The organism is Psychrobacter sp. MF31 (assembly GCF_012847335.1).
Classification (GTDB): domain Bacteria; phylum Pseudomonadota; class Gammaproteobacteria; order Pseudomonadales; family Moraxellaceae; genus Psychrobacter.
The window spans coordinates 1-25,620 of the sequence record NZ_JABBDX010000002.1; the positions used below are offsets into that span (position 1 = coordinate 1).

At 41.5% G+C, this 25,620-nt stretch carries 18 protein-coding genes and 1 CRISPR repeat array; of the genes, 11 read left to right on the forward strand and 7 right to left on the reverse strand.

What is annotated here, in order from left to right; translation table 11 throughout:
* Positions 1–127: 127 nt before the first annotated feature.
* Positions 128–1,657: direct repeats of the CRISPR family, unit length 28 nt; unit sequence CTTCATCACCGCATAGGTGACTTAGAAA.
* A gap of 177 nt (positions 1,658–1,834) precedes the next feature.
* The 3 genes from HF322_RS03250 to HF322_RS03260 are packed head-to-tail and all read left to right on the forward strand — an operon-like array spanning position 1,835 to position 7,891.
* Positions 1,835–2,359 (forward strand): hypothetical protein, encoded by a 525-nt coding sequence (locus HF322_RS03250; RefSeq protein WP_169391987.1) that lies wholly within the window; start codon positions 1,835–1,837, stop codon positions 2,357–2,359.
* Complete coding sequence (locus tag HF322_RS03255; protein ID WP_169391988.1) at positions 2,346–4,700, forward strand: hypothetical protein; 2,355 nt, start codon at positions 2,346–2,348, stop codon at positions 4,698–4,700. The genes HF322_RS03250 and HF322_RS03255 overlap by 14 nt, the downstream gene beginning before the upstream one ends.
* Positions 4,697–7,891 carry a site-specific integrase gene (locus HF322_RS03260; RefSeq protein ID WP_169391989.1) on the forward strand — a complete coding sequence of 1,065 codons (3,195 nt, stop codon included), beginning with the start codon at positions 4,697–4,699 and terminating at the stop codon, positions 7,889–7,891. The genes HF322_RS03255 and HF322_RS03260 overlap by 4 nt, the downstream gene beginning before the upstream one ends.
* Before the next feature lies 1 nt (position 7,892).
* On the opposite strand, the gene HF322_RS03265 is transcribed toward HF322_RS03260, so the two are convergent.
* Positions 7,893–8,522, reverse strand: coding sequence for an XRE family transcriptional regulator (locus tag HF322_RS03265; RefSeq protein ID WP_169391990.1), 630 nt, complete (start codon positions 8,520–8,522; stop codon positions 7,893–7,895).
* 98 nt (positions 8,523–8,620) lie between these two features.
* On the opposite strand from HF322_RS03265, the gene HF322_RS03270 reads away from it, so the two are divergent.
* The 3 genes from HF322_RS03270 to HF322_RS03280 all read left to right on the forward strand — a co-directional run bounded on the left by HF322_RS03270 (position 8,621) and on the right by HF322_RS03280 (position 10,377).
* The gene (locus tag HF322_RS03270) at positions 8,621–8,965 is read left to right on the forward strand and encodes a hypothetical protein (RefSeq protein WP_169391991.1); all 345 of its coding nucleotides are present in this window, start codon (positions 8,621–8,623) and stop codon (positions 8,963–8,965) included.
* Between the two features lie 64 nt (positions 8,966–9,029).
* On the forward strand, positions 9,030–9,824 hold the full coding sequence (locus HF322_RS03275) for a hypothetical protein (protein ID WP_375138520.1): 795 nt from the start codon (positions 9,030–9,032) through the stop codon (positions 9,822–9,824).
* On the forward strand, positions 9,784–10,377 hold the full coding sequence (locus HF322_RS03280) for a hypothetical protein (protein ID WP_169391993.1): 594 nt from the start codon (positions 9,784–9,786) through the stop codon (positions 10,375–10,377). The genes HF322_RS03275 and HF322_RS03280 overlap by 41 nt, the downstream gene beginning before the upstream one ends.
* A 227-nt stretch (positions 10,378–10,604) precedes the next feature.
* On the opposite strand, the gene cueR is transcribed toward HF322_RS03280, so the two are convergent.
* Both cueR and HF322_RS03290 read right to left on the reverse strand, forming a co-directional pair.
* Positions 10,605–10,997 (reverse strand): Cu(I)-responsive transcriptional regulator, encoded by a 393-nt coding sequence (cueR, locus tag HF322_RS03285; RefSeq protein ID WP_169391994.1) that lies wholly within the window; start codon positions 10,995–10,997, stop codon positions 10,605–10,607.
* 78 nt (positions 10,998–11,075) lie between these two features.
* Positions 11,076–13,553, reverse strand: coding sequence for a heavy metal translocating P-type ATPase (locus HF322_RS03290; RefSeq protein ID WP_169391995.1), 2,478 nt, complete (start codon positions 13,551–13,553; stop codon positions 11,076–11,078).
* 151 nt (positions 13,554–13,704) lie between these two features.
* Here HF322_RS03290 and HF322_RS03295 point away from each other — a divergent pair, with 151 nt between their 5' ends.
* Positions 13,705–13,899, forward strand: a complete 195-nt coding sequence (locus HF322_RS03295; RefSeq protein WP_169391996.1) for a heavy-metal-associated domain-containing protein — start codon at positions 13,705–13,707, stop codon at positions 13,897–13,899.
* A gap of 192 nt (positions 13,900–14,091) precedes the next feature.
* On the opposite strand, the gene cadR is transcribed toward HF322_RS03295, so the two are convergent.
* Entirely contained in the window at positions 14,092–14,502 is a 411-nt protein-coding gene (gene cadR / locus HF322_RS03300; protein ID WP_068406859.1) for a Cd(II)/Pb(II)-responsive transcriptional regulator, read from the reverse strand.
* Here cadR and HF322_RS03305 point away from each other — a divergent pair.
* A complete protein-coding gene (locus HF322_RS03305; RefSeq protein ID WP_223193152.1) occupies positions 14,501–16,807 on the forward strand; it encodes a heavy metal translocating P-type ATPase in 2,307 nt (768 codons plus the stop codon). The two genes, cadR and HF322_RS03305, sit on opposite strands and share 2 nt — an antisense overlap.
* A gap of 114 nt (positions 16,808–16,921) precedes the next feature.
* On the opposite strand, the gene HF322_RS03310 is transcribed toward HF322_RS03305, so the two are convergent.
* Positions 16,922–17,902, reverse strand: a complete 981-nt coding sequence (locus tag HF322_RS03310) for a GlxA family transcriptional regulator (RefSeq protein WP_169391997.1) — start codon at positions 17,900–17,902, stop codon at positions 16,922–16,924.
* Positions 17,903–18,008: 106 nt separating this feature from the next.
* Here HF322_RS03310 and HF322_RS03315 point away from each other — a divergent pair, with 106 nt between their 5' ends.
* The 3 genes from HF322_RS03315 (at position 18,009) to HF322_RS03325 (ending at position 20,676) form a co-directional block, all read left to right on the forward strand.
* Positions 18,009–18,557 (forward strand): cysteine hydrolase family protein, encoded by a 549-nt coding sequence (locus HF322_RS03315; protein WP_169391998.1) that lies wholly within the window; start codon positions 18,009–18,011, stop codon positions 18,555–18,557.
* 43 nt (positions 18,558–18,600) lie between these two features.
* Entirely contained in the window at positions 18,601–19,515 is a 915-nt protein-coding gene (locus HF322_RS03320) for an MBL fold metallo-hydrolase (protein WP_169391999.1), read from the forward strand.
* A 93-nt stretch (positions 19,516–19,608) separates the two neighbouring features.
* Positions 19,609–20,676, forward strand: coding sequence for an LLM class flavin-dependent oxidoreductase (locus tag HF322_RS03325; protein WP_188211216.1), 1,068 nt, complete (start codon positions 19,609–19,611; stop codon positions 20,674–20,676).
* An 846-nt stretch (positions 20,677–21,522) separates the two neighbouring features.
* On the opposite strand, the gene HF322_RS03330 is transcribed toward HF322_RS03325, so the two are convergent.
* Entirely contained in the window at positions 21,523–24,696 is a 3,174-nt protein-coding gene (locus HF322_RS03330; RefSeq protein WP_169392000.1) for a type I restriction endonuclease subunit R, read from the reverse strand.
* Between the two features lie 25 nt (positions 24,697–24,721).
* Complete coding sequence (locus tag HF322_RS03335) at positions 24,722–25,573, reverse strand: hypothetical protein (protein WP_169392001.1); 852 nt, start codon at positions 25,571–25,573, stop codon at positions 24,722–24,724.
* Positions 25,574–25,620: the final 47 nt, after the last annotated feature.

Here is a 25,620-nt window from a genome sequence, read left to right on the forward strand (position 1 = left end):
CTGATGGCTTCTAATTTGAATTCTCGGGTATATTGATTGCGTTTGGTGGTCATACTATTTTCCTTCTTTGGGTTAGTATAAACCTCTTATGCGCTGTCCAAGTTTATTATGCCACTACAAACGATAACTTCATCACCGCATAGGTGACTTAGAAAAAGTCGCTGTTGGCGCGAGGCAAGTATTTTTCCTTCATCACCGCATAGGTGACTTAGAAATACTATATCTTTAACTTTCAGCGCATCAGTTACTTCATCACCGCATAGGTGACTTAGAAATTGATATTGGGTCGATGATTGAGCGCATTAACCTTCATCACCGCATAGGTGACTTAGAAAAATCGAAGCTGTGAAACAAGCTGGTTGGAATCCTTCATCACCGCATAGGTGACTTAGAAAGTCAAAGCTTGCTAAGGCTTGGACGTTGGTTACTTCATCACCGCATAGGTGACTTAGAAAACCTAATGGCTATGGTTGTCTGTGTTGGGTTACTTCATCACCGCATAGGTGACTTAGAAATCCAGCGGTCACTAGCGCAATATTTGTACCGACTTCATCACCGCATAGGTGACTTAGAAAGCTACAAAAGCGGATCAGAACGGTCAAAATCGCTTCATCACCGCATAGGTGACTTAGAAATACAACGTTTGAAGCTTGGAGCTGAATTGGTGCTTCATCACCGCATAGGTGACTTAGAAATTATCGCTTAATATGATACCCACTTCGTCTTTCTTCATCACCGCATAGGTGACTTAGAAATTCGATGTTTCGCAATCGCTGTGAAGTTAAGTCTTCATCACCGCATAGGTGACTTAGAAAATGATAGACTGTTTGCGTCAGTGCTATAGACTCTTCATCACCGCATAGGTGACTTAGAAAATAAATTTCAGCCATTTCTTTTGCCATCTTGCCTTCATCACCGCATAGGTGACTTAGAAAAACAAAGCCATGGTTGATAGCGACTTCCGCAACTTCATCACCGCATAGGTGACTTAGAAAAAGCAAATGGTTGATAGAACGCCTGAGCTTAACTTCATCACCGCATAGGTGACTTAGAAATTAATATTCATGTCTGGCAAACACGCAAACCACTTCATCACCGCATAGGTGACTTAGAAATGATTTTTTGGTAATGAACAGCGATGGCAGCTTCTTCATCACCGCATAGGTGACTTAGAAAAAGATTGCCACCCGCGAAATTGAGCGTATTTTCTTCATCACCGCATAGGTGACTTAGAAAGATTGCCGCCGGATTTTTTGCCTCATTCAGCAACTTCATCACCGCATAGGTGACTTAGAAATTACATTACTTAAACGTGATTTAGGTAATAGGCTTCATCACCGCATAGGTGACTTAGAAAAGAATCATTATTGCCATGCTTTAGTAGTCACACTTCATCACCGCATAGGTGACTTAGAAAGAAAGTGGATAGATCAGCGCTTTTGTTAACATCTTCATCACCGCATAGGTGACTTAGAAATCTACAGTTGGGTCAATATTAGAACCTAACGACTTCATCACCGCATAGGTGACTTAGAAATATAAGAGCGACACTTTTGGAGTGAAAGGCGCCTTCATCACCGCATAGGTGACTTAGAAATGATATGCCGCAGCCATTGATGTCTCCTGCATCTTCATCACCGCATAGGTGACTTAGAAATCTCTAAGCATCATAAATGCTGCTAAACCGTCCTTCATCATCGCATTTATTTAATTGCCATGCGACAACTGTTGACGTTTATCTCTGTCTACAACTAAAAACGACTTCCATAAAGCTGATTAAAATCGTAAGGTATAGCTTGAGTGGAGGTTAACTAATTCAAGGGGAATGCCGAATATGGAAAGTATCACTATTGCTCAATTACAAAAAAAGTCCGTGGGAATTTTTAATGATGTGATTGGTCTATTTAATATTTATATCCAGCTCATTCGTCCCCGTATCAGCCTTTCAGAAAATTTTCCAATTTATCAAAGGCTGGTTCTAGCTAAACCTACGGTAGTTATAAAAACTGATGAAAAAATACAGCTAATAAATAGTTTTGAAATCTTTTATTTGTTAGGAGAATTAAATTCAAACAACAAATTATCTAAAGAAAAAATATTATGGGGTCAAATTATAGAAGCCGATTTTTGCATCCGTTACGCATTTTATGAACTAATTGATATTATCGTAAGATACAGTAAAAGTTTAAATATTGAACTGATTTATAAGCATATTAATGCCTTTTTGACGCAAGAAATGAAGCAGCAATTATTTAATAAAAAGAGTCTTTCGATCGCTACTTTTTGTGAGGAGCTTAATATTCATGAGCAGACTTATTATAAACGTCGTGAAAAGGGCTTGACCGATGTCAACTGCTAGATTTGTCAGATCCCATTACCAATTACGCGAAGAAATTGATATTCAAAAAATTAAAAAAACGATTAATAAATTAAATGAAAATGAAGATTTTCATAGGCGTGAGAAATCAGTAATAGCTATCTGTGACATCGTAACCGCTGTTCATAAATGCTATCGTAATGTCGCTCTTCAAAATCAACTGATTGATAATTTGGTAGCAATTCTGAGTGATAAACCTGTTTCTATGCATGATAGGCAGATTGGCAAATCTGCGCTCAGTAAAAAACCGCTTATTATGCAAGTTCTAATTTTAATGCAATATGTTGCACTAAGACCTAAAAGTTTGCGCTTTCAGAAAAAACTATACTGGCTGGCTATTGCGCTACACACTGCGGTTTTGCTTATGCATTATAATAAGAAAATGCATACGTACAATATTCTAATGCAATTTAAACTGGCTCAATTCTCAAAATCGGCAACTCGAACATGGATTTGGCGTGAGCTGCTCGATAAGCCAAATATGAATCCAGCTGACATACTGTCATCATTGGAAAATATTTTAGAGCCTAAGGACGACGATTCCACTCAAAAAAAATCCTTATCTGACCCTGCAAGAAGACAAATTAGTAAAATTATTGCAGCCTATCAAGAAGCCCACTATCTTAAAAAAAACATAAAAATAATACCCATCACAGATGTAAGACCGATCAATATTGCAACTCAATCAGCAGATATAGTAATAAATCACGACCAAGAAGAATGGGAACCAAATAATGGCAGGTTTGAAGGTAATGACTTAGCAACTGCGTCTCAGTTTTATACTCCAATGACAGAAAGCTATGAAGATTTAACGACAAGCTTTGAAGAAACGATAGATCATTATGGTTCGCCCTTTATTAGTTATGAAGTTAATACGGACTTACCAAAAGGGTTCTCTGTTCCTCTTCAAACTATAGATTTATCACTACAGCAAAATCATATATCCCAACAAGATTTAGCTCTTAACTCAAACGTTCGCGTACTTCCAAAAAGCAGTTATCAGCTGCTATTTTCCGTGCTTTATCAAGATGCTCAAGCGACAGATAATTTTGATAATCGTACTTGTGCACAAGTTTTATTGTTGTCTATGATTACAGCTTTGCCTGTTAAATCCTTAATTATCCCAGGATATATCGGTCATTCAAGCATTTTTAAGATTGGTTTAAACCGCATTTATATTCAACACTCGCTTGGTATTACTAAACGGTCAGAAGAGTTCGATAGCAACAAATATGAAAATAAATTTGATGTTGTTAAAATTCCTTTACCACCGTGGCTGATTAATCAAATTTTAGATCAAGAACTACCATCACAAGAGCAAATCCAAAGCTACATCGCCGGTCTGCGCACCAAAATTTGCCTACCCTACTTATCGATAAATCGTATTGAAACAGCATTGCAAGTTATGTTGTCTCGCTATACAGAAAATAGCAACTCTCATATTGCCGACCTGATTTGTCGATCTCCGGCTTCTCAAGCTCCAGCGATGTATTATAGCAGCCATTTAAGTGAAGAGGTTTTTTCTCATTATAAATCTGCGTTAACTGTACTTGGTAAAGACAGTCATTTTGACACGTCATACATTACGTCTTGGCACAAATATACGTTAGGTTCAGGGTTTGCGCTCACAATGGATTATGTTCGTAGCATCATTGTGAAGCTTCAAACATGGACGACTGATAGCACTGACGATAATACTCATTTTAATCGTGTCAGTATCTTAGTATGGTTTGCATTTTGCTTATTGACAGGGGTTCGACCAAATAACGGTATTGGACGTATAAGTGATATTGATTTAGAAACAGGCTGGCTCATGATTGATGACAAACCAAATCGAAGAGTAAAAAGTCATCGGCTTATACCGCTTTGCACGACATTAATACGCTTACTCAAAGAGTATAAAAATTATTTAAATGACTATCAAATGAGTAACTTAACAAAGGAAAAAATAAGAGAATGCGTTCAAGCAATACAACGAGAAGACGACTCGGCACTGCTGCGATTATTATCAGAAAGTTTTGATACGCTTACTATCATCAAACGTGGTGACGCCTATCATATGGTCAAAGACATCATCGATGCCAACCCTTACTGGACACGTCACTTTGTGCGTACTCAGCTTGAAAAACGGGGCGTTGATATGGTGCTTATCAATGCAGTAATCGGTCATGAAAAAGCCAGACAAGAAGCGTTGGGTCGCTTTTCTTCCCTAAGTAAATCTCAGATTAAAAAAGTCAGCTTTGAATTTGAAGACATCGCAAATGAGTTAGGATTAAACGCTATAAATATTCAAAGTTATCGTTATGAGCAAAATTTATCATGATAATAAATGATATTAAGCCTTCTAAAATTATTGATGAGTTAGCAAAATTTGATGGCAGAAAAAAAGCATATATACCTGATCCTAAAGTTATGGAAAATGCCAATGAAACCAAGCGGCTTGAAATCACCCTACTGGCTCAGTTTCAAACCGAATGGGAGCGGTTGCGGCAGCTCTATCCTGATGATATTAATAAGTTAAAACCCACCAAAAAACATTTTCAAAAAGCCAGTATTATACCGGTATCTTTAGAAGGATTTGCGAAATTCCAAAGCTACGTTCATCGAACTGTCAAGCAGATATGTCAAACAGAGAGGCGAATCAAACAAGGCTATCGAGCTGTCAATCGCTTTATTGACTATCAAAATGAGCATTTTATGCTTTTTAATCATCATTACCTTAATATTAATATCATACTACCCAAAAAGCTTAATTCACTTGTAATAAACAACAATTGGGTTACTAAAGGCAAGCAGATTAATAAAATCGTACAAGCTGTACGCAGTCACTGGGAACAAACAAGCGATTATGACCTTAATGAGATACTAGGATGGCTACTTTACTCCGCAGTCATTTACGGCGGCATCAACGATAAATATATGCTACAAGGCTGGTTTGAAGCCATTCTAAATGGTCAATACCAGCCATTTATCAACAAACGCATAATCATATCCGCGCGATTTGCTCAAAAGAGTTATGGCAATGAGCGCGATGATCAGCAAAATCAGCTCTATAACACTCAGCAGATTATTGTTGATTTAGTTAGTCAATGCTGGTTGATACGATATCAAAAGCAAAAATGTGAGATTAATGTCAATGAAATGCTTGAAAAAGGTGCTGAACATTACGTAATGGGCGTTCTAAAATCAATTCTTGAAGCTGAAGACTTACAGGCTATCACATTTAAAAATCTTTTGTCTTGTGCAAGTTACCATTGGGAGATGCTAGATGGCGCTGACATTGATCAAGCTTCAGTAACAGTGCTTACTGGTAAACAAAATACATCAGGGCTAACTGAAACAAATTTTAAACATTTTTTGGAAGATAAATATAAAAAATCGACTATTACATATGACTTAGATGATATTTTAAAGCTGAATATTAAGACTTCAAAGAATAGCTTAAAAGAAATAGATAACCAAAGCTTGCATGGCAAAAAAATACGGCAATCAGATCTAATCTCTGACCTTGTTAATGACTTTAAAACAGCAGCAAGACTAAAAGACAAAAAAACGAACCACAAACCTCCTACTTTAGTTGAGAGGATAGAAAAGCGACGTAAGCAGTATAGCGCAGTTAGTGAAAAAATATTTATAAGCTGGATTTTAGCTTTTCTAGCAGATGATTCATCAAAGAGAATTAAAGATGCATCGTTGCTACAATACATTAAAAGTATTGGCTACGAATGGCTATATTTTACAGCAAATCAGTCTATTGAAAGTTGGGACGAAGACGACTTTGAAATACTTTATGAAGATATTTTAGAGTACAAAGCCACAGCTCGCGGTCATCTTGACATATCTTATTACGCCAAGCTGTTACAGCGCCTTCATAACTTTGCCCATGCAGAATATAATTTGCCGCGTGTTATTATTTCCTATGAAAAAGGCGGTCGTCGTGTTCGTGCTGAGCTGATTTCACCTCGTATGTACCATGCAATCATCGCGCAAATTTTGCATAGCGTGGACATTTTAGAAAAAGAGATGTTCGCATTGATGTTTATTCTTGTTTACCGAACAGGAATGCGAAAAAAAGAGCTGCTTGGACTTCGGTATATTGATATAGAGGGACTAGCTACAAAGGAGCCATCACTTGTTGTTCGCAGTAATTCGTACCGTGGATTAAAAACAGCGGGCAGTAATCGAAGACTTCCTATTTTTGCCCTGCTTCAGCCCAATGAATTGGCGTTATTTATAAGGTATGTACAAAGTAATGCCGGTCTTAATCCTAATAATTTTATATTTACATTATCAACCGAAAAAAACCCTATTGATGACCATGTGCCACTGCAATTGCTAAAGCGCATTTTAAAAGATGTCTCAAAGGGTCAAGATGATACTCTTAATCAAACTTTTCATGCATTTCGGCACACTGCTGTAAGCAACCTATCACTTGTACTATGCGGCGATATTGAGCTTGCTCAGGCATTGACCGACTATAACGAAGAAGATATTAACCGTATCAAATATGGTATTCTAGGTGAACATATTAACGCTCAAGATCGCTGGTATGCTTTATCTGGAATAATGGGACATTTATCGCCGCAGCGCAGTTTTGAATATTATAATCATGTTGCTGTTTTGATGGCAACTTATGCGCTGAGTGCGGCTAATATTGAGCTTCCTGTTAAAACCATTTCTAATATCACCGGTTTTGATAGGAAGCGACTTAAAGAGAATGGCGCCATCATTGAGCATAACAATATCAGCTTAGTTAGCGTCCGTAACTTATTATTCCGCCGTCTTAGTCAACATAAATCTAAATCGCTTCAGTTAAGCATTAACAATACGACAGATTTAGTCAGTCCGCAAAATAGCGTCGAAACGTTATTTATGCGATATGGCATCAATAGTCTTTGGCTACTCTTACAGCAAATTAAATTAGGTGCTTCTTTAGAACAAGCTGCTATAACTGCTAATATTCCTCTAAGGGATGCACAGACCATCATAAATCGAGCACAGCGCGTAGCCAATGTTTTCTCAAAACGCGGTAATCCCAGATTCGTTGGCGCAGATGGTCTTCCAAAACATATTGAACATAAAAGCGACTATCGGCTGCTGTCCTCATTGCAAAACCGCGCTCAAGAATTACGAGATCAATCATTAGGTGACTGGCAATGGTTTATAGCCATATGCCAAGAGCGCCTATCTTATAATAAAGCTTTTGTACCTTTTTCAATAAAAGAAAACAAAGAGTTCCAACGTTTTATTAAGATTGCTAAACGGCTCCTTCCTGAGAAAAACTGGCTAGTTGGTTATCTTACGGATTTTCAAAATAATCGTAACTTTGCTGACGTTAAAGGCTTACGAGCTATTAATAAAGATAATATTAATACACTCAATATTGGAATAGCCTTGATCGATAATAGATCCTCTACAAATAATAAATGGCAATTTTCTCCTCTGCTACGGTTTTTTGTCTATATGGTATTGATAACTGACGAAGAGGTAGCAATTTTGGATAATAAATCATAGGTTATTTAAGCTTGCTTCGATGTTCGATAGCGACACCTAAAACTTCAAAATCGGTAAATCTACTATCAATGGTGGGGTAGTCAGGGTTAAGCGCGATGAGCTGAAAGTAGTCCTTTCCTGTCGCTTCATCATAGCCACAAGGTCGCCACTTTCTGATTACAACATCTTTTGAGCTATTAAGTGCCAATACATAATCACCTGGCTCAGGTTTTTGACTAGGACTTATTAGTATTAAATCATTTGACTGAAATTTAGGTTTCATGCTGCTATTTGTCAAACTTATCCAAAAAACTTCGTCGTCATAATCAGTAATAACAATTGGTAAGTAGTTATTTATGGAAGTTTGTTTTAAGTCTTGACTAACGCTAATTTCAAAATCATCCAACACTGGAGCAAAAAAAATATCATGATCCAAAAGAAAGTTTTCTGTTTCATCGCCTTTTGTTAAATACTCAATACTGCATCCAAAAAAACTTGCCAAAAGCTGCAAGTATTCAAGTTTAGGCAAGTTTTCGTTGTCCTCCCAATTTTTTATAGCTGTTTTAGAGACGCCTATCTTCTCACCTAACGCATCTCGAGCAAGATTTTTTTTCTTTCTAAGCCTGTATAGTCGCTGACCAAGAGTTTGCATAATTTCTCCTATGTATAAGAGTAATCTTATCAGTTGAGAAGGTAAGTTTTATGTGATTTAATAGGTAATTAAACTTACCTTATATTTTGGAGGGTTCTATGCATTCATTATCCAAAAAACAGCTTGCATACTCACGCAATATTCAAGCTCAAATACTGCAAAGCGCCGCAAAGCAAAAGCATCGTTTTCTTGCAGAATGTGTAGGGGTCAACACTACGACAATTGGGCGGTGGCTGGATACGAGCAATAAAGACAGCCGCTTGACGCAATTTGCTTTGATACTAGCCATTTTTGATTTAAAAGTAGTTCCTAGCGACATGCAGTGCTATGACCGCCATAAGATTGACCTCTTATTTCAGTTAGCTAAAGACACTTTTGAGCGGCTTGATAGCGCTGATGACTTTTTCATAACACCGACTTATCAAGGAGAGGGTCATGAGTAAATCAGACGATGTTAGCATTTGGCTACCGATTTATATTGGTGAGATGCTCGCGATGACCACGCGCTTGAACACCGAGCAAATAGGAGCTTTATATCTTTTAATGATGGACTATTGGAAAAACGGCGCCATCCCTTACGATTATAAAATCATCTCAGCAATCATTGGCTTATCGCTCAATAAAACTAAAACTTTTATTGCCCTCATTTTAGATCTAGGCATTTTTGAGAAGTCAAACGATAGGCTAATCAGTAGCTATTTAGATGAGAAAAAACAAACGGCAACCACAAATAAAAAAGTGAAATCAGAACGCGCTCGTAAAGGTGCTTTGGCACGCTGGAATAAAAATGAGCAAGATGAGGATAGCTTAAGCAATGCTCAAGCATCTGATTATGAATGCTCAAGCAATGCTAACGACATGCTTGAGGAATGCCCGTCATCGTTATCGTCATCTAATAACTCTACTCTCTCTCAAGCGCCTTTAAAAATTGAGCCGATAAAATACTGGAAAGCGCCATCTCTCATCAAAATTAATGAGTTATTAAAAAAGTCTTCAGCTAGCTTTAGTTTAGATTTGAAGGCCTATGAGGCTCACCTATCCAAATTCAAAAATTATTATTCAGAACAAGAGCAGCTGAACCGGCCGATTGTGACAGAGGAGCGCCGTCAAGACGTTCTCACCAATTGGATTATTAACGATCGTCAGTATCAATCAAAATCAAATAAAAAAGGAGCAAGCGATGCAAAAGCTCACACAACCAAAGCCCGTCAGTCAAATGCCTTTGATCAAGCTTCAAGCTATGTCGAGCAAACGCAGCAAGATGTCGATCGCTTCTTCGACCACGTGCCATGCACCGCCTAATGCTGACGATCAGAAACTTAGGAATCTGACCAAAGATATTGTTAAACTGTTTGGCGAGTGGCAGTTAAATTTTGGCAGAAAGGCTTGCGCCAAAGACTATCCGGTTCAAAAGGCGATACTTTGGGCAAGGGTAGTGATGCATCTTAATCCTACCGCTGAAGAGTGGCAAGTCGCAAAAGCGCGGTCGATCTTTGAGGAGTGGCCGCCAAGCTCGGCGCGTGATTTGCTGGCATTAGCTTCAGTCAGGTCTGATTATCCGGATTTGCGCGACGCTTATAAAGCGGCAACTCAAGGCTTGTACGCGCATGATGTCGTTTTTGAGACGGCTCGGCGCCTAGGATTTTGGGATTTGAAAAGTAAAGCCGAAAGCATCACGTATCCTATTTGGCAATCGCTTTACCCAAAAGTCTGCCGCGAACATGCCAGTGGTGCTGAATTTAAAACACCAAAATCAAGGCAGCTGACTTATGAGCATATGCCCATGTCAGCTGACAGTCCAATGGCTGAAAAAGTTGATACGTTTTTAAATGAGTTTAAGAGAAAATGGTCGTGATTTGATTTTGGTTCGCGAGCTTTGGAATAACGAGTATCTTATAGTTTAGTGAGCAAATCAATACGATAATGGTTCTTTTAGACTGTTATAAGTAGTTTCATTATAGCAGTCTAATTTAGGTGGTTCTAATGATTAGTTTGGCGCCGGATTTAGCGGTTCTATTGGGGTATGCATTTTTCAGACCGATATATAGATAAGGAAATAGATAAGATCAAATGCAATTTATTTTATTTACCCTGTTCAAGATCTTCTAATATGGCGCACTCTGCGTTTTCATCACCTGAGCAATGATCAGCAGAAAACTGTAATAAGCTCACCATATCTTGCAACTGAGCTATTTTTTGGTTTAAGGTTTCTATATGTGTCAGTGTCAATTTTTTAACATCAGCACTCTGCCGATCTGTATTTTTCCGCAAATCAAGCAACTCTTTCATCTGTTTGGAGGAAAAACCTAAATCACGAGCCTGTCTCAAAAAGCATAAGTCTTTTATATCTTGTTCAGAATACATTCGATACCCTGAATTCGAACGTTTTGCGGCATCAAGCAACCCGATCTGCTCATAATAGCGGATCATTTTGGGGGAGATTCCTGATTGCTCTGACGCTTGACCGATATTCATAACTTTCCTCCTGATATAAAAAGGGTTAAAGCCAAATGACTACTTTGAATCGCGACTTTAACCCTATCCTAATACAATCTATGCTTTAATCGTTGGCACCTGAAAATACTTTAAGCGTAAGGCATTACCTAGCACAAAAACAGAGGATAGCGCCATTGCTCCTGCAGCAAAAATAGGTGACAACAAAATTCCAAACGCTGGATATAAAACCCCTGCGGCAATTGGAATTAAAGCAACATTATAGAAAAATGCCCAAAATAGATTTTGTCGAATATTTTTGATAGTCGCTTTACTTAAAGCAATCGCATTAGGAACCCCTTGTAAACTACCTGACATCAACACTACATCCGCAGCTTCAATTGCCACATCTGTTCCTGTGCCAATTGCCAGACCGACATCCGCTTGAGCAAGAGCAGGGGCATCATTAATCCCATCACCAACAAAAGCCATGCGACCATACTGTTGTTGTAATTGACGTAGTGCATCCACTTTTCCATCTGGTAACACTTCTGCGACCACTTGATCAATATGTAATTTTGCTGCAATTGCTTGAGCGGTATGGCGATTGTCGCCTGTGATCATGGCCACTTTTAAGCCCAATTGATGTAAACCTGCAATAGCGGCATAAGTGGTGTCTTTAATAGGATCCGCAACGGCAATAATGGCTGCTAGCTTTTGGTCAATCGCGACATAAAGTGGGGTTTTACCTTCTTGTCCTAAGCGTGCAGCCTCGTTTTCAAAAGGTGTAACATCAAGCTCTAATTGCTTCATATAACGATCAGCACCAATATGAATGGTTTGACCTGCCACTTCCGCTTTGATTCCAAATCCCGTCACAGACTCAAAGTTGGTAATCGGTAATAAGCTGATATTTTGTTGTTCTGCAGCCTGAACAATGGCTACGGCAATGGGATGTTCAGATTTTGCCTCAACCGATGCCACGATACGCAAGACTTGCTCATGTTGAAACCCTTTTTGGACATAAAAATCCGTTAAGGTTGGTTTACCTTCAGTTAATGTGCCGGTTTTATCGACCGCAATGACTTGAACGTCTTGTAACGCTTGTAATGCTTCACCTTTGCGGAATAACACGCCCATTTCTGCACCGCGACCTGTACCAACCATAATAGAGGTAGGGGTTGCCAATCCCATTGCACAGGGACAAGCAATGATTAGGACGGCAACGGCGTTGACAAGACTAAATGTCAAAGCAGGTTCAGGACCAAAAATAAACCAGACTATAAAAGTCAGAGCGGCTAAGAGCATGACCATGGGAACAAACCACATAGTGACTTTATCAACCAACGCCTGAATCGGTAATTTAGACCCTTGAGCCTGTTCAACCATACGAATGATTTGCGCCAATACCGAAGAGTCGCCAATGGCAGTCGCCCGAAAATTCAAGGTCCCATTCTGATTGACGGTGCCTCCTACCACTTGATCACCGACTTGTTTTTTGACAGGAACGGGTTCACCTGTGATCATAGATTCATCAATGTAGCTTTGGCCTTCAATAACTTCACCGTCAACAGGAACACGCTCACCGGGTCGAATCTCAACGATCGTTTCTGTGGTCACTTCTGCAATCGGCACTTCAGTCACTTGTCCGTTATGATGGATACGCGCTGTTTTTGCTTGCATTCCAACCAAATGCTGAATGGCTTGAGAGGTACGACCTTTGGCTTTTGCCTCGAAATAACGTCCTAATAAAATTAAGCTCACAATCACAGCGGCCGCTTCGTAATAAACATTCACGGTGCCTTCAGGTAGAACTTGTGGAATAAATGTTGCGACTAGCGAAAAACTATAAGCCGCCAGTGTTCCAACCGCGACCAATGAATTCATATCTGGGGCAAAACGCCATAATGCCGGAATACCTTTTTGATAAAAACGTCTTCCCGGAAAGATAAGAACCAGCGTCGTCAAAACAAATTGAATCAGCCAGCTTTGTTGGGTGCCGATATTGTCCACGACCCACATATGAAAAGCTGGAATCATATGTGACCCCATTTCTAGAATAAAAACCGGAACGGCCAAAATCAAAGAGATCATTAAATCTCGTTTCAGCTGTTGCTGTTCCGTGGCTTTTTTATCCTGTTGAACACTCACACTTTGCTCAATCTGCTTAGCTGTGTATCCCGCTTTTTTAACGGCTTGAATCAAATCGCTGCTCTGTACTTGAGCGTTGCCTTGTACCCATGCGCGTTCAGTAGCAAGGTTGACGTTTGCTTGTTGTACGCCCTCAACTTTTTTTAATGCTTTTTCTACCCGTCCAACACAGGAAGCACAAGTCATACCTTCTATCGACAGCTCAATCGGCTGAGATGCCAAGATCTTATAACCGGCTCGTTCTACGGCTTTGGTTACTGCGATAAGGTCTAAAGGTTGAGATGAGGAAATCATGGCTTTTTCAGTCGCAAGATTCACCTCAGCATTTTCAACACCTTCAACTTTTTTTAATGCTTTTTCTACTCGTCCCACACATGAAGCACAAGTCATACCCTCAATGGGCAATGTCTCACTATAAAGATAAGACTTACTATTTTCTGAATTCATAACAGCCTCTATCATGTTCAATCTATTATCAACAGCATATAGGTTGACATCATGGTAAGGTCAAGTATATTTTTTCAAAAATGTGTTTGACCTTACCATTATGACAAGGCTTAAGCTTAGTGATGAAATAAAACTTATTTGGAGAAAGGGTATGAAACTATTGATTGCAAATATGAACTGTGGCGGTTGTGCCCGTGGTGTGTCAGCAGCTATTCAGAATATCGACTCAAAGGCCAAGGTTAAGATTGATTTAGCAGCCAAAGTGGTCAGTATCGAAACCATCGCCAGTATTGAGCAGATGACAGCTGCTTTAGCAAAAGGCGGTTTCCCTGCACAAGCGCAATGAATCAGCCTTATAAACGCGCAGCCTATCTGTTTGACAGAAAGGACGATGGGCTGAATCACATCTGAAAATATTGACCAGTTGAAAAAAATCTGACATGGGCAACTGCATCTTAGTGATGCGTTTGCCCCGCGCCTTTGGTTATAGGTCTACTTTTAATGATAAAAAGTGGACAGTGTTATCAAAATGAATACTTTATCTATGACACGAGTTATCGGCAAGCGCATGCAATATTCCGCAGGATTCAGCTAGCGCTTCACTTGCGCATTTTTGCCGCAACGCTAGTAGATGTTGCTTTAATTGTATCAGCTCTTCCATACGTGTCTCTACCGCATCGATATGCTCATCCAATAGCACATTGACCTCACCGCAGTTTTCATCAGGTTTATCTCTATATTGAAGCAGGGTTCGTACTTCATCCAAAGTCATATCGAGTGTACGGCAGTGCAGGATAAATTGTAGACGCTCAAAATGCGCTTCATTATACAAACGATAGTTGCCTTGGCTACGCGCAGGTTTTGGTAATAACCTCTCTTTCTCATAATAGCGAATGGTTTCGACCGTCGCACCGGTGCGCGTGGCAAGCTCACCAATTTTGATTAGCATGTGTATCTCCTTAAATAGTATTTTCTATTATCTAAACAATAAAGTAACTATAAGGTTTGCTGATAAAAAATCAAACCTCTTTATCGTTAAAAGTCTTGACCCTAAAGTTACTATAGGGTTCATACTGCCTTTAACAAGAGGAGAAGTGATTATGCAATATCATATTGAAGGTATGGACTGTGCCAGTTGTGTTGGTAAAATCGAGCGGGCGTTAATGCGAATACCTGGTGTCTCTGAGGTTCAGTTAAACTTTGCGACTCAAAAGCTAGAGCTAACCTTGGCGCCTGATACGAATACTGGCGTTAAAGATATCGAGAAAACCATTAAAAGCCTAGGGTTTGGTGTGTCAGCGTTAACGGGTCAACAAAATGAGAGGGGCAATGATGGTAATCAATCAGCGGTGGACAATCAGCGCTGGTGGCAAACCATAAAAGGCAAACAGGTCATTGGTACGGGGCTTTTGATGGGTGCCGCATATGTATTGTCTTTAATTTTCCCTGAATATGGCGCATGGGCTTTTATTGCCGCTGTGGCTATCGGTGTCCTACCATTTGCTCGCAAAGCTTCTGCACTGGCGTTAGCAGGATCGCCTTTTTCAATTGAAATGCTCATGTCTGTTGCGGCTATTGGCGCGCTTATCATAGGTGAAGCTGAAGAAGCGGCTGCCGTGGTCTTTTTATTCTCGGTTGGGGAGCTATTAGAGAGTGTCGCAGCTAATCGTGCGCGCGCAGGAATCAGAGCATTATCGTCGCTTGTGCCAAAGACAGCTATTTTACTGGACGCGCAAGGACAACAACGTCAGGTGGCAGCGACTTCACTACAAGTGAATGATAAGGTGCTTGTGCGTCCTGGTGATAGAGTCTCTGCTGATGGCGTGATTGTTCAAGGTACGTCTAGCCTTGATGAGTCACCTGTGACGGGAGAATCTGTTCCTGTTGCCAAAACCATAGGCGATGAGGTCTTTGCTGGATCTATCAACGTTGATGGGGTACTACAAATACGCGTAGAAAAAACAGCGGCAGATAATACAATTGCTCGTATTATTGAGCTTGTGGAGCGGGCACAAGCGTCCAAAGCACCGACTGCACGCTTTATTGAAGCCTTTAGCCGCTACTATACGCCTATCGTTATGGCGATTGCGGCTTTAGTGATTATTATCCCACCTCTACTGATGGGAGCAGAATGGGGAGTATGGCTATACCGTGGTTTAGCGCTATTACTGATCGCCTGTCCTTGTGCTCTTGTGCTGTCAACACCTGCCGCTATTGCCTCAGGTTTGGCTGTCGGCACGCGCCATGGACTGCTTATCAAAGGAGGTAATGTCATGGAGTTGGTGGGTCAGGTCAACACTGTCGCTTTTGATAAAACGGGTACTTTGACCGAGGGCAAACCTCGAGTAACCGATATCATTGATTTTAAAACAGTACATGGCGATGCTGAGGGTCGCGATAAACTACTGTCACTGTTTGCAAGTGTCGATGCTACCTCCAGTCATCCGCTTGCTATCGCTATTGTGGATCATGCCAAAGCCGCTAAGGTAGTCATACCTGGATCCTCCAACGCCTTTGCGACCGCAGGTAAAGCGGTTCATGCAACGGTTGCTGGACGCTCTTTGGCCATCGGCTCACCAGTCTACGTCGCTGAGAAAGTGATGTTGCCAGCTGAGCAGCAGATTCAAATTGAGATGCTACAAAATGATGGTAAAACGGTTTCTATTTTGTTTGATGAGCAAACGAGGGAGGCGCTCGGATTGGTCGCTCTACGTGATGAGTTACGAGAGGATGCAAAGCAGGCCATTGCCCAGCTTAACAAGATGAACGTGCGCTCCGTCATGCTCACAGGTGACAACAGTCGTACGGCAAAAGCGCTTGCCAGTCAGTTAGATATAGAGTGGAAAGCTGAGCTGTTACCTGAAGACAAGCTACGTCTACTCAGTGAGATGCAAAGCAATAGTAAAATAGCGATGATTGGTGATGGTATCAATGATGCACCCGCTTTGGCAGCGGCAGACATTGGCATTGCGATGGGCAGTGGCACGGATGTGGCTATCGAAACGGCTGATATTGCCCTATTAAAAAGCCGCGTGATAGACGTTGCTAACCTTATTGCCTTATCCCGCGCCACCATGAGAAATATCCATCAAAATGTCATATTTGCACTTGGGTTAAAGGGCATATTTCTGATAACCACTGTGCTCGGCGTGACAGGGCTTTGGATTGCTGTGCTAGCGGATACTGGTGCTACAGTACTGGTGACGCTGAATGCATTGCGTTTACTGCGTTTTAAAACAAGATCTTCCGATTAATTATCATTAAAGGATAAGGCGGTCGCAACTACATTGGGACCGTTTTATTAAACCTATCTCCTGCCTACAAGCAGTCAATGCACCTACCTTTAATCCAGAAATCGCCTAAACCTATCACTCTTCATCCAGAGTAAATCTGCGCCGATATTCGCTAGGGGTCAAACCAACAATGCGCTTAAATATTTTACGAAATGCACTAACATCACTATAACCCACCTTCCACGCTATTTGCTCAACAGGCATTAAAGAGAACTGTAGAAAGTCTTTTGCACTACCAATGCGTAATCGCTGACAGTATTCTGTTGATGTCATGCCCGTCGCCTTATGGAAACGGCGCAGAAAAGTGCGCTCCTCTAACTGCGCACAACTGGCTAGGGTGGATAAATCAATAACCCGTGCTTCTGTTTTTTGTAGCCAATGCTGCACCTTTAGTATGGCGGCATCACCATGAGTGAGGTTGGGAGAAAACGCACTGTAATAGCATTGTTCACGCCTTGAGGGGTCAATTAACAATGCACGAGCGGCCTCATTCATGACCTGTGAGCCAAGAAAGCGGTCAACCATCCTAAGCCCCAAGTCCGTCCAAGCCATCGCGCCACCAGCGGTCACAATATCACCGTCTTCGATAATAATGCGATCGACATCCAGATCGACATCAGGGAAGCGCTGTTCAAACTCTTCTACATAACCCCAATGCGTCGTTGCTTTGCGTTTGGATAGGAGTCCCGTCTCGCCCAGTAAAAAAGCACCGGCGCAGACGGATGACAGTATCACACCTGTGGAATGCTGATCTCTTAGCCATTCCAGCCATGGTGCCGCTGCTTGCTTTGCAATTGGCGTCTCTAACGTGGGTGGAATGATGATAGCTGCTAACCTTCCTGAGCCATCAGGATTGCTCGAAAAATTGCAGGTAGGACGCAGATTAGAACCCTTAATCTCCCAGTGACTGACCTGTAAAGACATCTCAGTTGTATCTTGAAGTTTGGCAGCAATCTTACTGGCCACTATCAGTAGGTCGGTCAGCCCAAGAACAGCGGCCATTTGTGCTTCCTCATAAACAACCAACCCAATTTCAATAGCATGTTTTTGATTCATATATCGTTATTAACCTCTTATGTGTCGATGTAGCCACTCGTTAGTGTAGCACAGAGCTTGTAAAATATACGCCTATACAGTCACTTTGATAAAAAAAGGAATCATCATGAGCACAAAAGCACTTATCGTTGTCGATATTCAAAATGAGTATTTTCCGCAAGGTAAATTATCACTCGTTGGTATTAATGAAGCCGCTGATAATGCGGCTTTGGTGATTGAGTCTGCTAGAGAAAAAGGCCATACCGTCATTCATGTTCGTCATGAAATGCCATCAAATGACGCACCAATCTTTACGCCTGGTACTGATGGTGTAGAAATCAATGAGAAAGTAAAGCCTATAGAGGGCGAAGCCGTCATCACTAAGCATTACCCCAATTCGTTTCGTGAGACCGCTCTGAAAGAGCTATTGGATAAAGAAGGTATTAAAGACGTTACCGTGATTGGCGCCATGAGCCATATGTGTGTTGATGCAACGGTTCGTGCGGCAGTGGACTTTGGTTATACCACGACCACCATCCATGATGCGTGTGCCACGCTTGATCTTGAGTTTAATGGCACGACAGTACCCGCCGCTCAGGCTCATGCCACCATCATGGCAGCGATTGAGTTTCTATATGGCGAAGTGATTGATACGCAAACTTGGATTGCGCGTTAATCCAGAGTTGTTAATCAAACTCTTATTAGCAAGGTGTCAAATTATGAAGATAGCGAAATCGCTGACCAGTACCGCTCTGTTAAGTGGTGTCATGTTGTTAACCGCATGTACTACTTTTGCCAGTCCAACTATCAATTCTAATGCTGGAAAAGAGACGGCGACCAATACCGTTCAATTTCAGCAAATCCGTAATGCAACAATTAAGCTTGATTATGCAGGCACTACTTTTTTAGTGGATCCGATGCTAGCGGCTAAAAACGCATATCCAGGGTTTGATGGCACAGTAAATAGCCAAATACGCTATCCAATGGTCGATTTGCCTATATCCGTTGAAGAGGTGCTTAAGGCGGATGCCATTATTTTGACCCATTTACATGCTGATCATTGGGATGATGCTGCACGTAACTTAGTGCCTCGTGACATGCCAATTTTTACCCAAGATGAAGCCGATGCAGCAATCGTACGTAAAGATGGCTTTACCGATGTGAGAGTGTTAACAGAGCAAGGGGTGGTGTTTAAAGGCACTAGAATCAATAAAACCACCGGACAGCATGGCACTGATGCGATGTATAAAGTGGCGCCATTAGCTGAACTGCTGGGCAGAACAATGGGGATTGTATTCCAAAAACCAAACTATAAGACCGTATATATCGCAGGGGATACCATTTGGGATAAGGAAGTAGAGAATGCGCTCACTCGTTACAAGCCTGATGTGGTCATCCTTAATACAGGCTATGCGAAGCTGACTACCTTTGTGAATGACTCTATTATCATGGGTAAAGACGATGTATATCGTGCGTATAAATTCTCTCCTAATGCTCAGATCATTAGCGTGCATATGGATACGGTGAATCATGCCACACTCACAAAGGCAGAGCTGCGCCGCTTTATCGAAGAAAAACACTTAGACAAACAGCGTGCGCTTGTTCCTAATGATGGTCAAACCTATAAATTCTAGTTCTTTAGAAGTCAGTTTTTAGAAGCTTCCCTGTGTGGCAATGCTCAAAGTGTGTTGCCACATATAATAAACATTGCATAACTGAGACAGTTTATGAATATGCCAAATAATTCTGGCAACGCACCTTTCGTTCTCTCGGTGCTCGACAATGCCTTCACCGGCGTTGGCCACACAGTAGAGGACACCTTTCAAGAGATGATTGCGCTTGCGAAACTGGCGGATAAAAGGGGTTTTCAGCGGTTTTGGATGTCTGAACATCATGCCATGCCGGGCGCCGCGATTCCTTCGCCGCAGATGATGGTTGCACGTCTAACAGGGGAAACTGAGCGTATTAGGCTTGGTGCAGGCGGCATCATGCTACCGAATCATATGCCTCTGGTGGTCGCTGAGCAATTCGGTATGCTTGATGCGCTGGCGCCAGGACGGATTGATCTGGGTTTGGGAAGGGCACCAGGTACGGATGGCGCAACAGCTTCAGCTTTGCGTCGTCATCAGGCGGCAAACGATAAATTTCCTCAGCAAGTCGCAGAATTGTTGGGCTTTTTAGAAAACAATTTTCCAAAAGACCATCCTTATAGCGAGGTTCATGCGGTGCCAGGCCCATGGCAGGCCGAGCAAAATCGAGTGTCACCATCGAAGACCACAGCTGATGTCTGGATCTTGGGGTCATCAACTTACTCTGCGCATTTGGCAGCACAGCTTGGCAGACCTTATGCGTTCGCTTTGCAGTTTGGCAGTGCTGATGTTTTAAATGCCATGCGAATTTACCGAGAGAATTTCCGTCCATCAAAAATCCTAGCCAAGCCATACAGTTTGGTCAGCATTGGCGCTATTGCGGATAAAAATCCTGTAGAAGCACGTCGCCAGTCAACTTCGTCTGCTATGGCCATGTTGAGAATGTTCCAACGCAAGCCTTTTGCTTTACTGCCCCCTGATGAAGTAGCGGCTTTTCAAGGCAATACGCAAGAGCGCCAGATTATTGATCAGTATACTGATCAAACCCTCCATGGTACTGCTGCCGAGGTCGCAAAAAGTTTGGAGAGCCTTCAGGAGCAAACAGGGGTCGATGAGATAATGCTGGTTGTTCAAGGCTATTCGCGACGCGCCCAATTGCGCACTGTTGAGCTAATCGCAGATCATTATGGTATGCCAAGTCACTAGATCTTGTTAAGATTAACGATATTAAAAGGTTAGCAAAGAGCTTAATGCCTAACCATTAGGCTTGTTGTTAGGCATGGCAGTAGTAATCCTTATTTCTATAACAGCGCTTATGGTAAATAAAAATAATGATCTAAAAGCTCACTGCATGTACACAACGAAGTACACTGCAACCACCTAAATAACTCAATATGCCGATATCATTAGCCTACAGCCTAAGATTCTAGTCCTAACTAGGGAAGCGAAAAACAATCCTGCAAAAAATAAACGCTCCTACTACTTGACGTAATAGGAGCGTTTATTTTTTGCAGAGCCAAACCACTCCAACAATACTTGGGGTTTAAACCTATATAACTTAATCAAACTTCATTGGTATCAAATAAGTTTGACCATTTTTATTTTTTGCAAACTGTTCTAAATAAACGTAACATTCTTTGCGACTTGAACTACCAGTTATACGATAGTCCGTATTTGCTTTAGGTATAAACTTCCCTGTTACACGGCAATTCGTTTGGGTCGAACCATTATTGCTGCCCATAGTATATTTGGCAGCCTGACAAACTAATGACAGAAAGAATTGTTGCGCCTAACAAATGTGATGACTTCATAACTTAATCCTAATGTTTAATCCACTGATTTAAAAAATTTCATTAACATGGTTAATATCCAGATAGAGGCAAAAATTTTGTCTTTAGATGATTTAAAGTCAATGAACTCGCTATGCTCAGTTGCGCACAATATGGAATCAACTGCATGTTACTAGGTGAGGATTGTGGAGTATAGCTTTAATAGGTAGTATTTTGGTGTGTGAACTGCCCCGAAAATATTGGAGGAGTAATCCTTCCAAACCTAAACCACCCTATGCTTCTTAAAATTCTCCGCCTGCTCAAAGATTTCCTGATACACCTCATCGCGATCAATTGGCGGATAACCCCACTCATCAAGCAAGATGAGCAGATCAAAATGAAGCTCAGCTTTGATGTCCTCGCGTTTGTTCCAGTCGGTGTATTTGGCTTTATTATCAATAACTTCTTTAACGGCTTTGGATAGCTCAATCAGCTTATCTTCAGGGTAGCTAAAATCATATTTCTGCGCTAAAGACAGCAAAATGTCATAAAACGCCTTTTCCTCAAAATCAATGCCAAGGCTATTTGAAGACAGCATATCCTCTCGCAGCTCTTGATACAAATTGATGATTTCATCGGTAAAGTCTTTGATGACTTCAGATCGCAGGGTGTCTTGCTCGTCGCGCTCGTTGTATTTTTCAACCAAAGCATTCATTTTTTTTGTGAAGTTGATACCTTGAACTTTATTGGTCTTTTTCATCTCGCCAATGGCTTTAGCCAGCAGCTGTTTGAGCAGCTCAATTTTGGTATTTGGCTGTTTGATTTTTTCAATTTTGGCAAGATAGTCGTCATCAAATAGGTTGACGCTGCCATCTGTGTTATCACCAAGCTTAAAAATCTCTTCAACGCCATCGCTGATTAAGGCGTCTTTGACCAGCTCGCGAACCTTTTGGTTCATTTGCGCCGCATCTGGGGCATCTCCTGTAGTAATTTTGAACAGCAGCGTGCGCACGGCCATGTAGTAGTGGATTTTAGCTTTGTCGTCGGCGCTCAGCGCGCCACTGCCCACGCAAATGTCGTAAGCAGCTTTCATGCGCTGAACCAAGTCCATAAAGGTCTTGTGGCGCTTATTTGACGCTAGCGCGTAGTTTGCTGCGTTATTTAACGTATTAAGCTGATCTAAAGGGCTGCCGTTAAAATAAGGCGCTGAATCAAAGCCATGATACAGAGCATCTAACAGGCTTAAATGGTCTTTGACGACGACCACAGATTGCTGAATGTCCTCAATATTTTGCGTTTGCTCTCCGGTGTAGTGCGCTAACGCTTGGTTCATCTGTTTTTTGATACCGACATAATCAACCACCAGACCTTTATGTTTTCCGGCAAATTTACGATTTACCCGTGAGATGGTTTGGATTAAATTGTGCTTTTGAAGTGGTTTGTCGATGTAAATGGTATCCAAAAAAGGCACATCAAACCCTGTCAGCCACATATCAACGACGATGGCGATTTTAAAGTTGGAATTAGGGTCTTTAAATTGCTCATCTAAATCTTTGCGATAATTGTTGCTGCCAAGCTTGTCCCAAAGCGCTTTGTCATCATCAGCATGGCGCGTCATAATCATTTTAACGCGCTCTATGGGCGCTGATGGCGCTTTATCGCTTGACGTTACGTTATCCTCGCTGAGCTTTGCCTCATTCCAATCAGAGCGCAGGGCGATGATATTTTGGTAAAGCAAATAAGCAATCTCGCGGCTGCTACAGACAAACATCGCTTTGCCTTTTAAAGTTGTGCCCTCAGTCACCCGTTTTTCGTAATGCTCAATAAAATCGGCAGCAACGGCGCTGATGCGATCAGGATCACCTAAAATGGTGGTCATATTGGCAACGGCTTTTTTGCTGCTGCTAATCTGATGCTCATTTGCGCCTTGTTTCGCGCAGGCTTTGTAGTATTTTTCCACCTGATCAAGCTGCTTGCTATCGACCAATATTTTGGCAGCGCGACCTTCATAAACGATAGGAACGGTGATTTCATCATGAACCGATTCGGTCATGGTGTAGCTGTCCACAACCGCGCCAAAGACCTTTAACGTGGCATCAATCGGTGTTCCGGTGAACCCAACGTAGGTGGCATTAGGCAATGAATCATGCAAATATTTAGCAAAACCGTAAGTCTTTTTGACGCCATCGTCGGTGACGGTAATTTTTTGGTCTAAGTTGATTTGGCTTCGGTGGGCTTCATCTGAAATGCAAATTACATTGGTGCGATCGGTCAGTAGCGCCGTATCTTCGGTGAATTTGTGAATGGTGGTTAAAAACACGCCGCCACTTTTGCGACCTTGAAGCTCATCTCGCAAGTCCGCTCGGGTCTCAACGCTGATGATATGCTCATCACCCAAATAGGTTTTGGCATTGGTAAAGGTTTTAGATAACTGGTCGTCAAGGTCGGTTCTGTCGGTGATTAAAATAATGGTCGGGCTTTTAAGGGCTTTATCTTTCATCAAAAGGCGCGCTAAAAACAGCATGGTAAAGCTTTTGCCGCAGCCCGTTGCCCCAAAGTACGTGCCGCCTTTACCGTTTTTGATGTCCGATTCAATCACTTGTCCTGACGCGTCGGTTTGCTTCATGTGTTTTTTGATGTTGTCATGAAGTTTATTTGCCGCGTAGTACTGCGGATAACGGCAAACGATTTTTTCTTGTTTTTTTGAGGTGTCCGGCAAATAGATGAAGTTTTGAATGACATCAAGCAGCCTTGGCGGATAAAACAGCCCTGAAATCATGCTAAATAACGCATCTACGCCGCCGTTTACGCCTGTCTCATCGCCTGTAATCTTGCGCCAAGCATAATAAAACTCATACGGGGCAAAGCAGGAGCCCATTTTGGTATTCGCGCCGTCACTGATGACGCAAAGGGCGTTGTATTTAAACAGTTCGGGAATATCGCGGATATAGCGCGTGGTAATTTGGGTAAAGGCGTCAAACAGCGTCGCGTTTTCACGAATGGCGCTTTTAAATTCAAACAACACCAGCGGCAAGCCATTGATAAATAAAATGGCGTCAGGAATCCGCGTTTCTGAGCCCTCAATGGTAAATTGATTGACCACGCGAAAGCGGTTATTGCCCGCGTTTTGATAATCAATCAGCTGAATATAAATGTCTTTTTGGGTGAAATCGTCGCGTTTGAACAAAAAACCATCGCTCAGCCATTTCATGATAGTTTTGTTGCTCTCGTACAAGTCAGCGGCGGACAGGTATTTTAGCTGATGAATGATTTGCCGGATTTCTAGCTCGGTGATGCCGTCGCTTTGATAACGCTCGGCAAGATAATCAAACAAGTCATCTTGAATTAAGACCTCGTCCAACTCACGCTCGATGCTGTCGCCGTGATAGTGCGGGTAGCCTTGAGGTTCTAACAACGCAATGATGGCTTGCTCTAATTTATCTTCGGTAAATTTCATTGCGTCTGCCTTTTTCGCTGCGTTATTATTTATAAACTTTTTTGATTGGGTCAAACTTTACGATTTTGCTGTAGTTTACGGGGTCGATATGGTCGTAATTTTCATCAGGCATCTCGCCGCTATAGTTTAATCTGACTGGATAGTAAGTAGAGTTGTCGGGCAATATCTTAAACTCAACGTCATAGCTATAATATAAAGGCGAATCTTCTTCATAATTTCCGGCATTATTTGAACCAGCATCGCCAAATGTATATAAATTAATAAAGGCGTTTTCAGGTAAATGAAGCACATCCCACCAACTGTCCATTTGTCCAGTAGAAACGTAACCATTCACAAATACGCTGCCAGTCAGATTTTTTCCTAACGGCTGAATTCCCTTTTTAATAGATTCACTATCTAAACCTACTCTGCCCCAACTGCTAGAGAATCCAACATCTTTAGGTGTTCGGCTAATCAGTTGAAACTGACCATTATTTAGCTTTTTAAAACTATAAATATCAGCTGTGGCTTGGCAGACGTGGCAAGAGGCTAATGAATTACTCTCATATAACGCAACTTTTTCAATAATTACTAAATAGCGAGGTTCACCAGCGCTATTGTTATAGTTCACCACAGGGTGCATAGCTGCAACTATTCTATCTCCCTCGCTATTTACACTGTTTAAGCCAATGTGTGGCATGACTTCAATATCTTCATTATCCACAACGACATTCACCATCTGACCGCTATAAAACTTGCGCATAACTTCTTTAAAGCTTAAGTCTTTAAGCTTAACCTGAGACATTTGGCTGGCAGAAAATGCAGGAGTCGCCGCCATCAATGGGGCAGACGATAAAACACCTAAGCTAATCGCCAAACTTAGTAATAATCTTTTCATGCTTAATTCCATTGATGATTGCGTTTTTAAATAATGATAGATTGTTT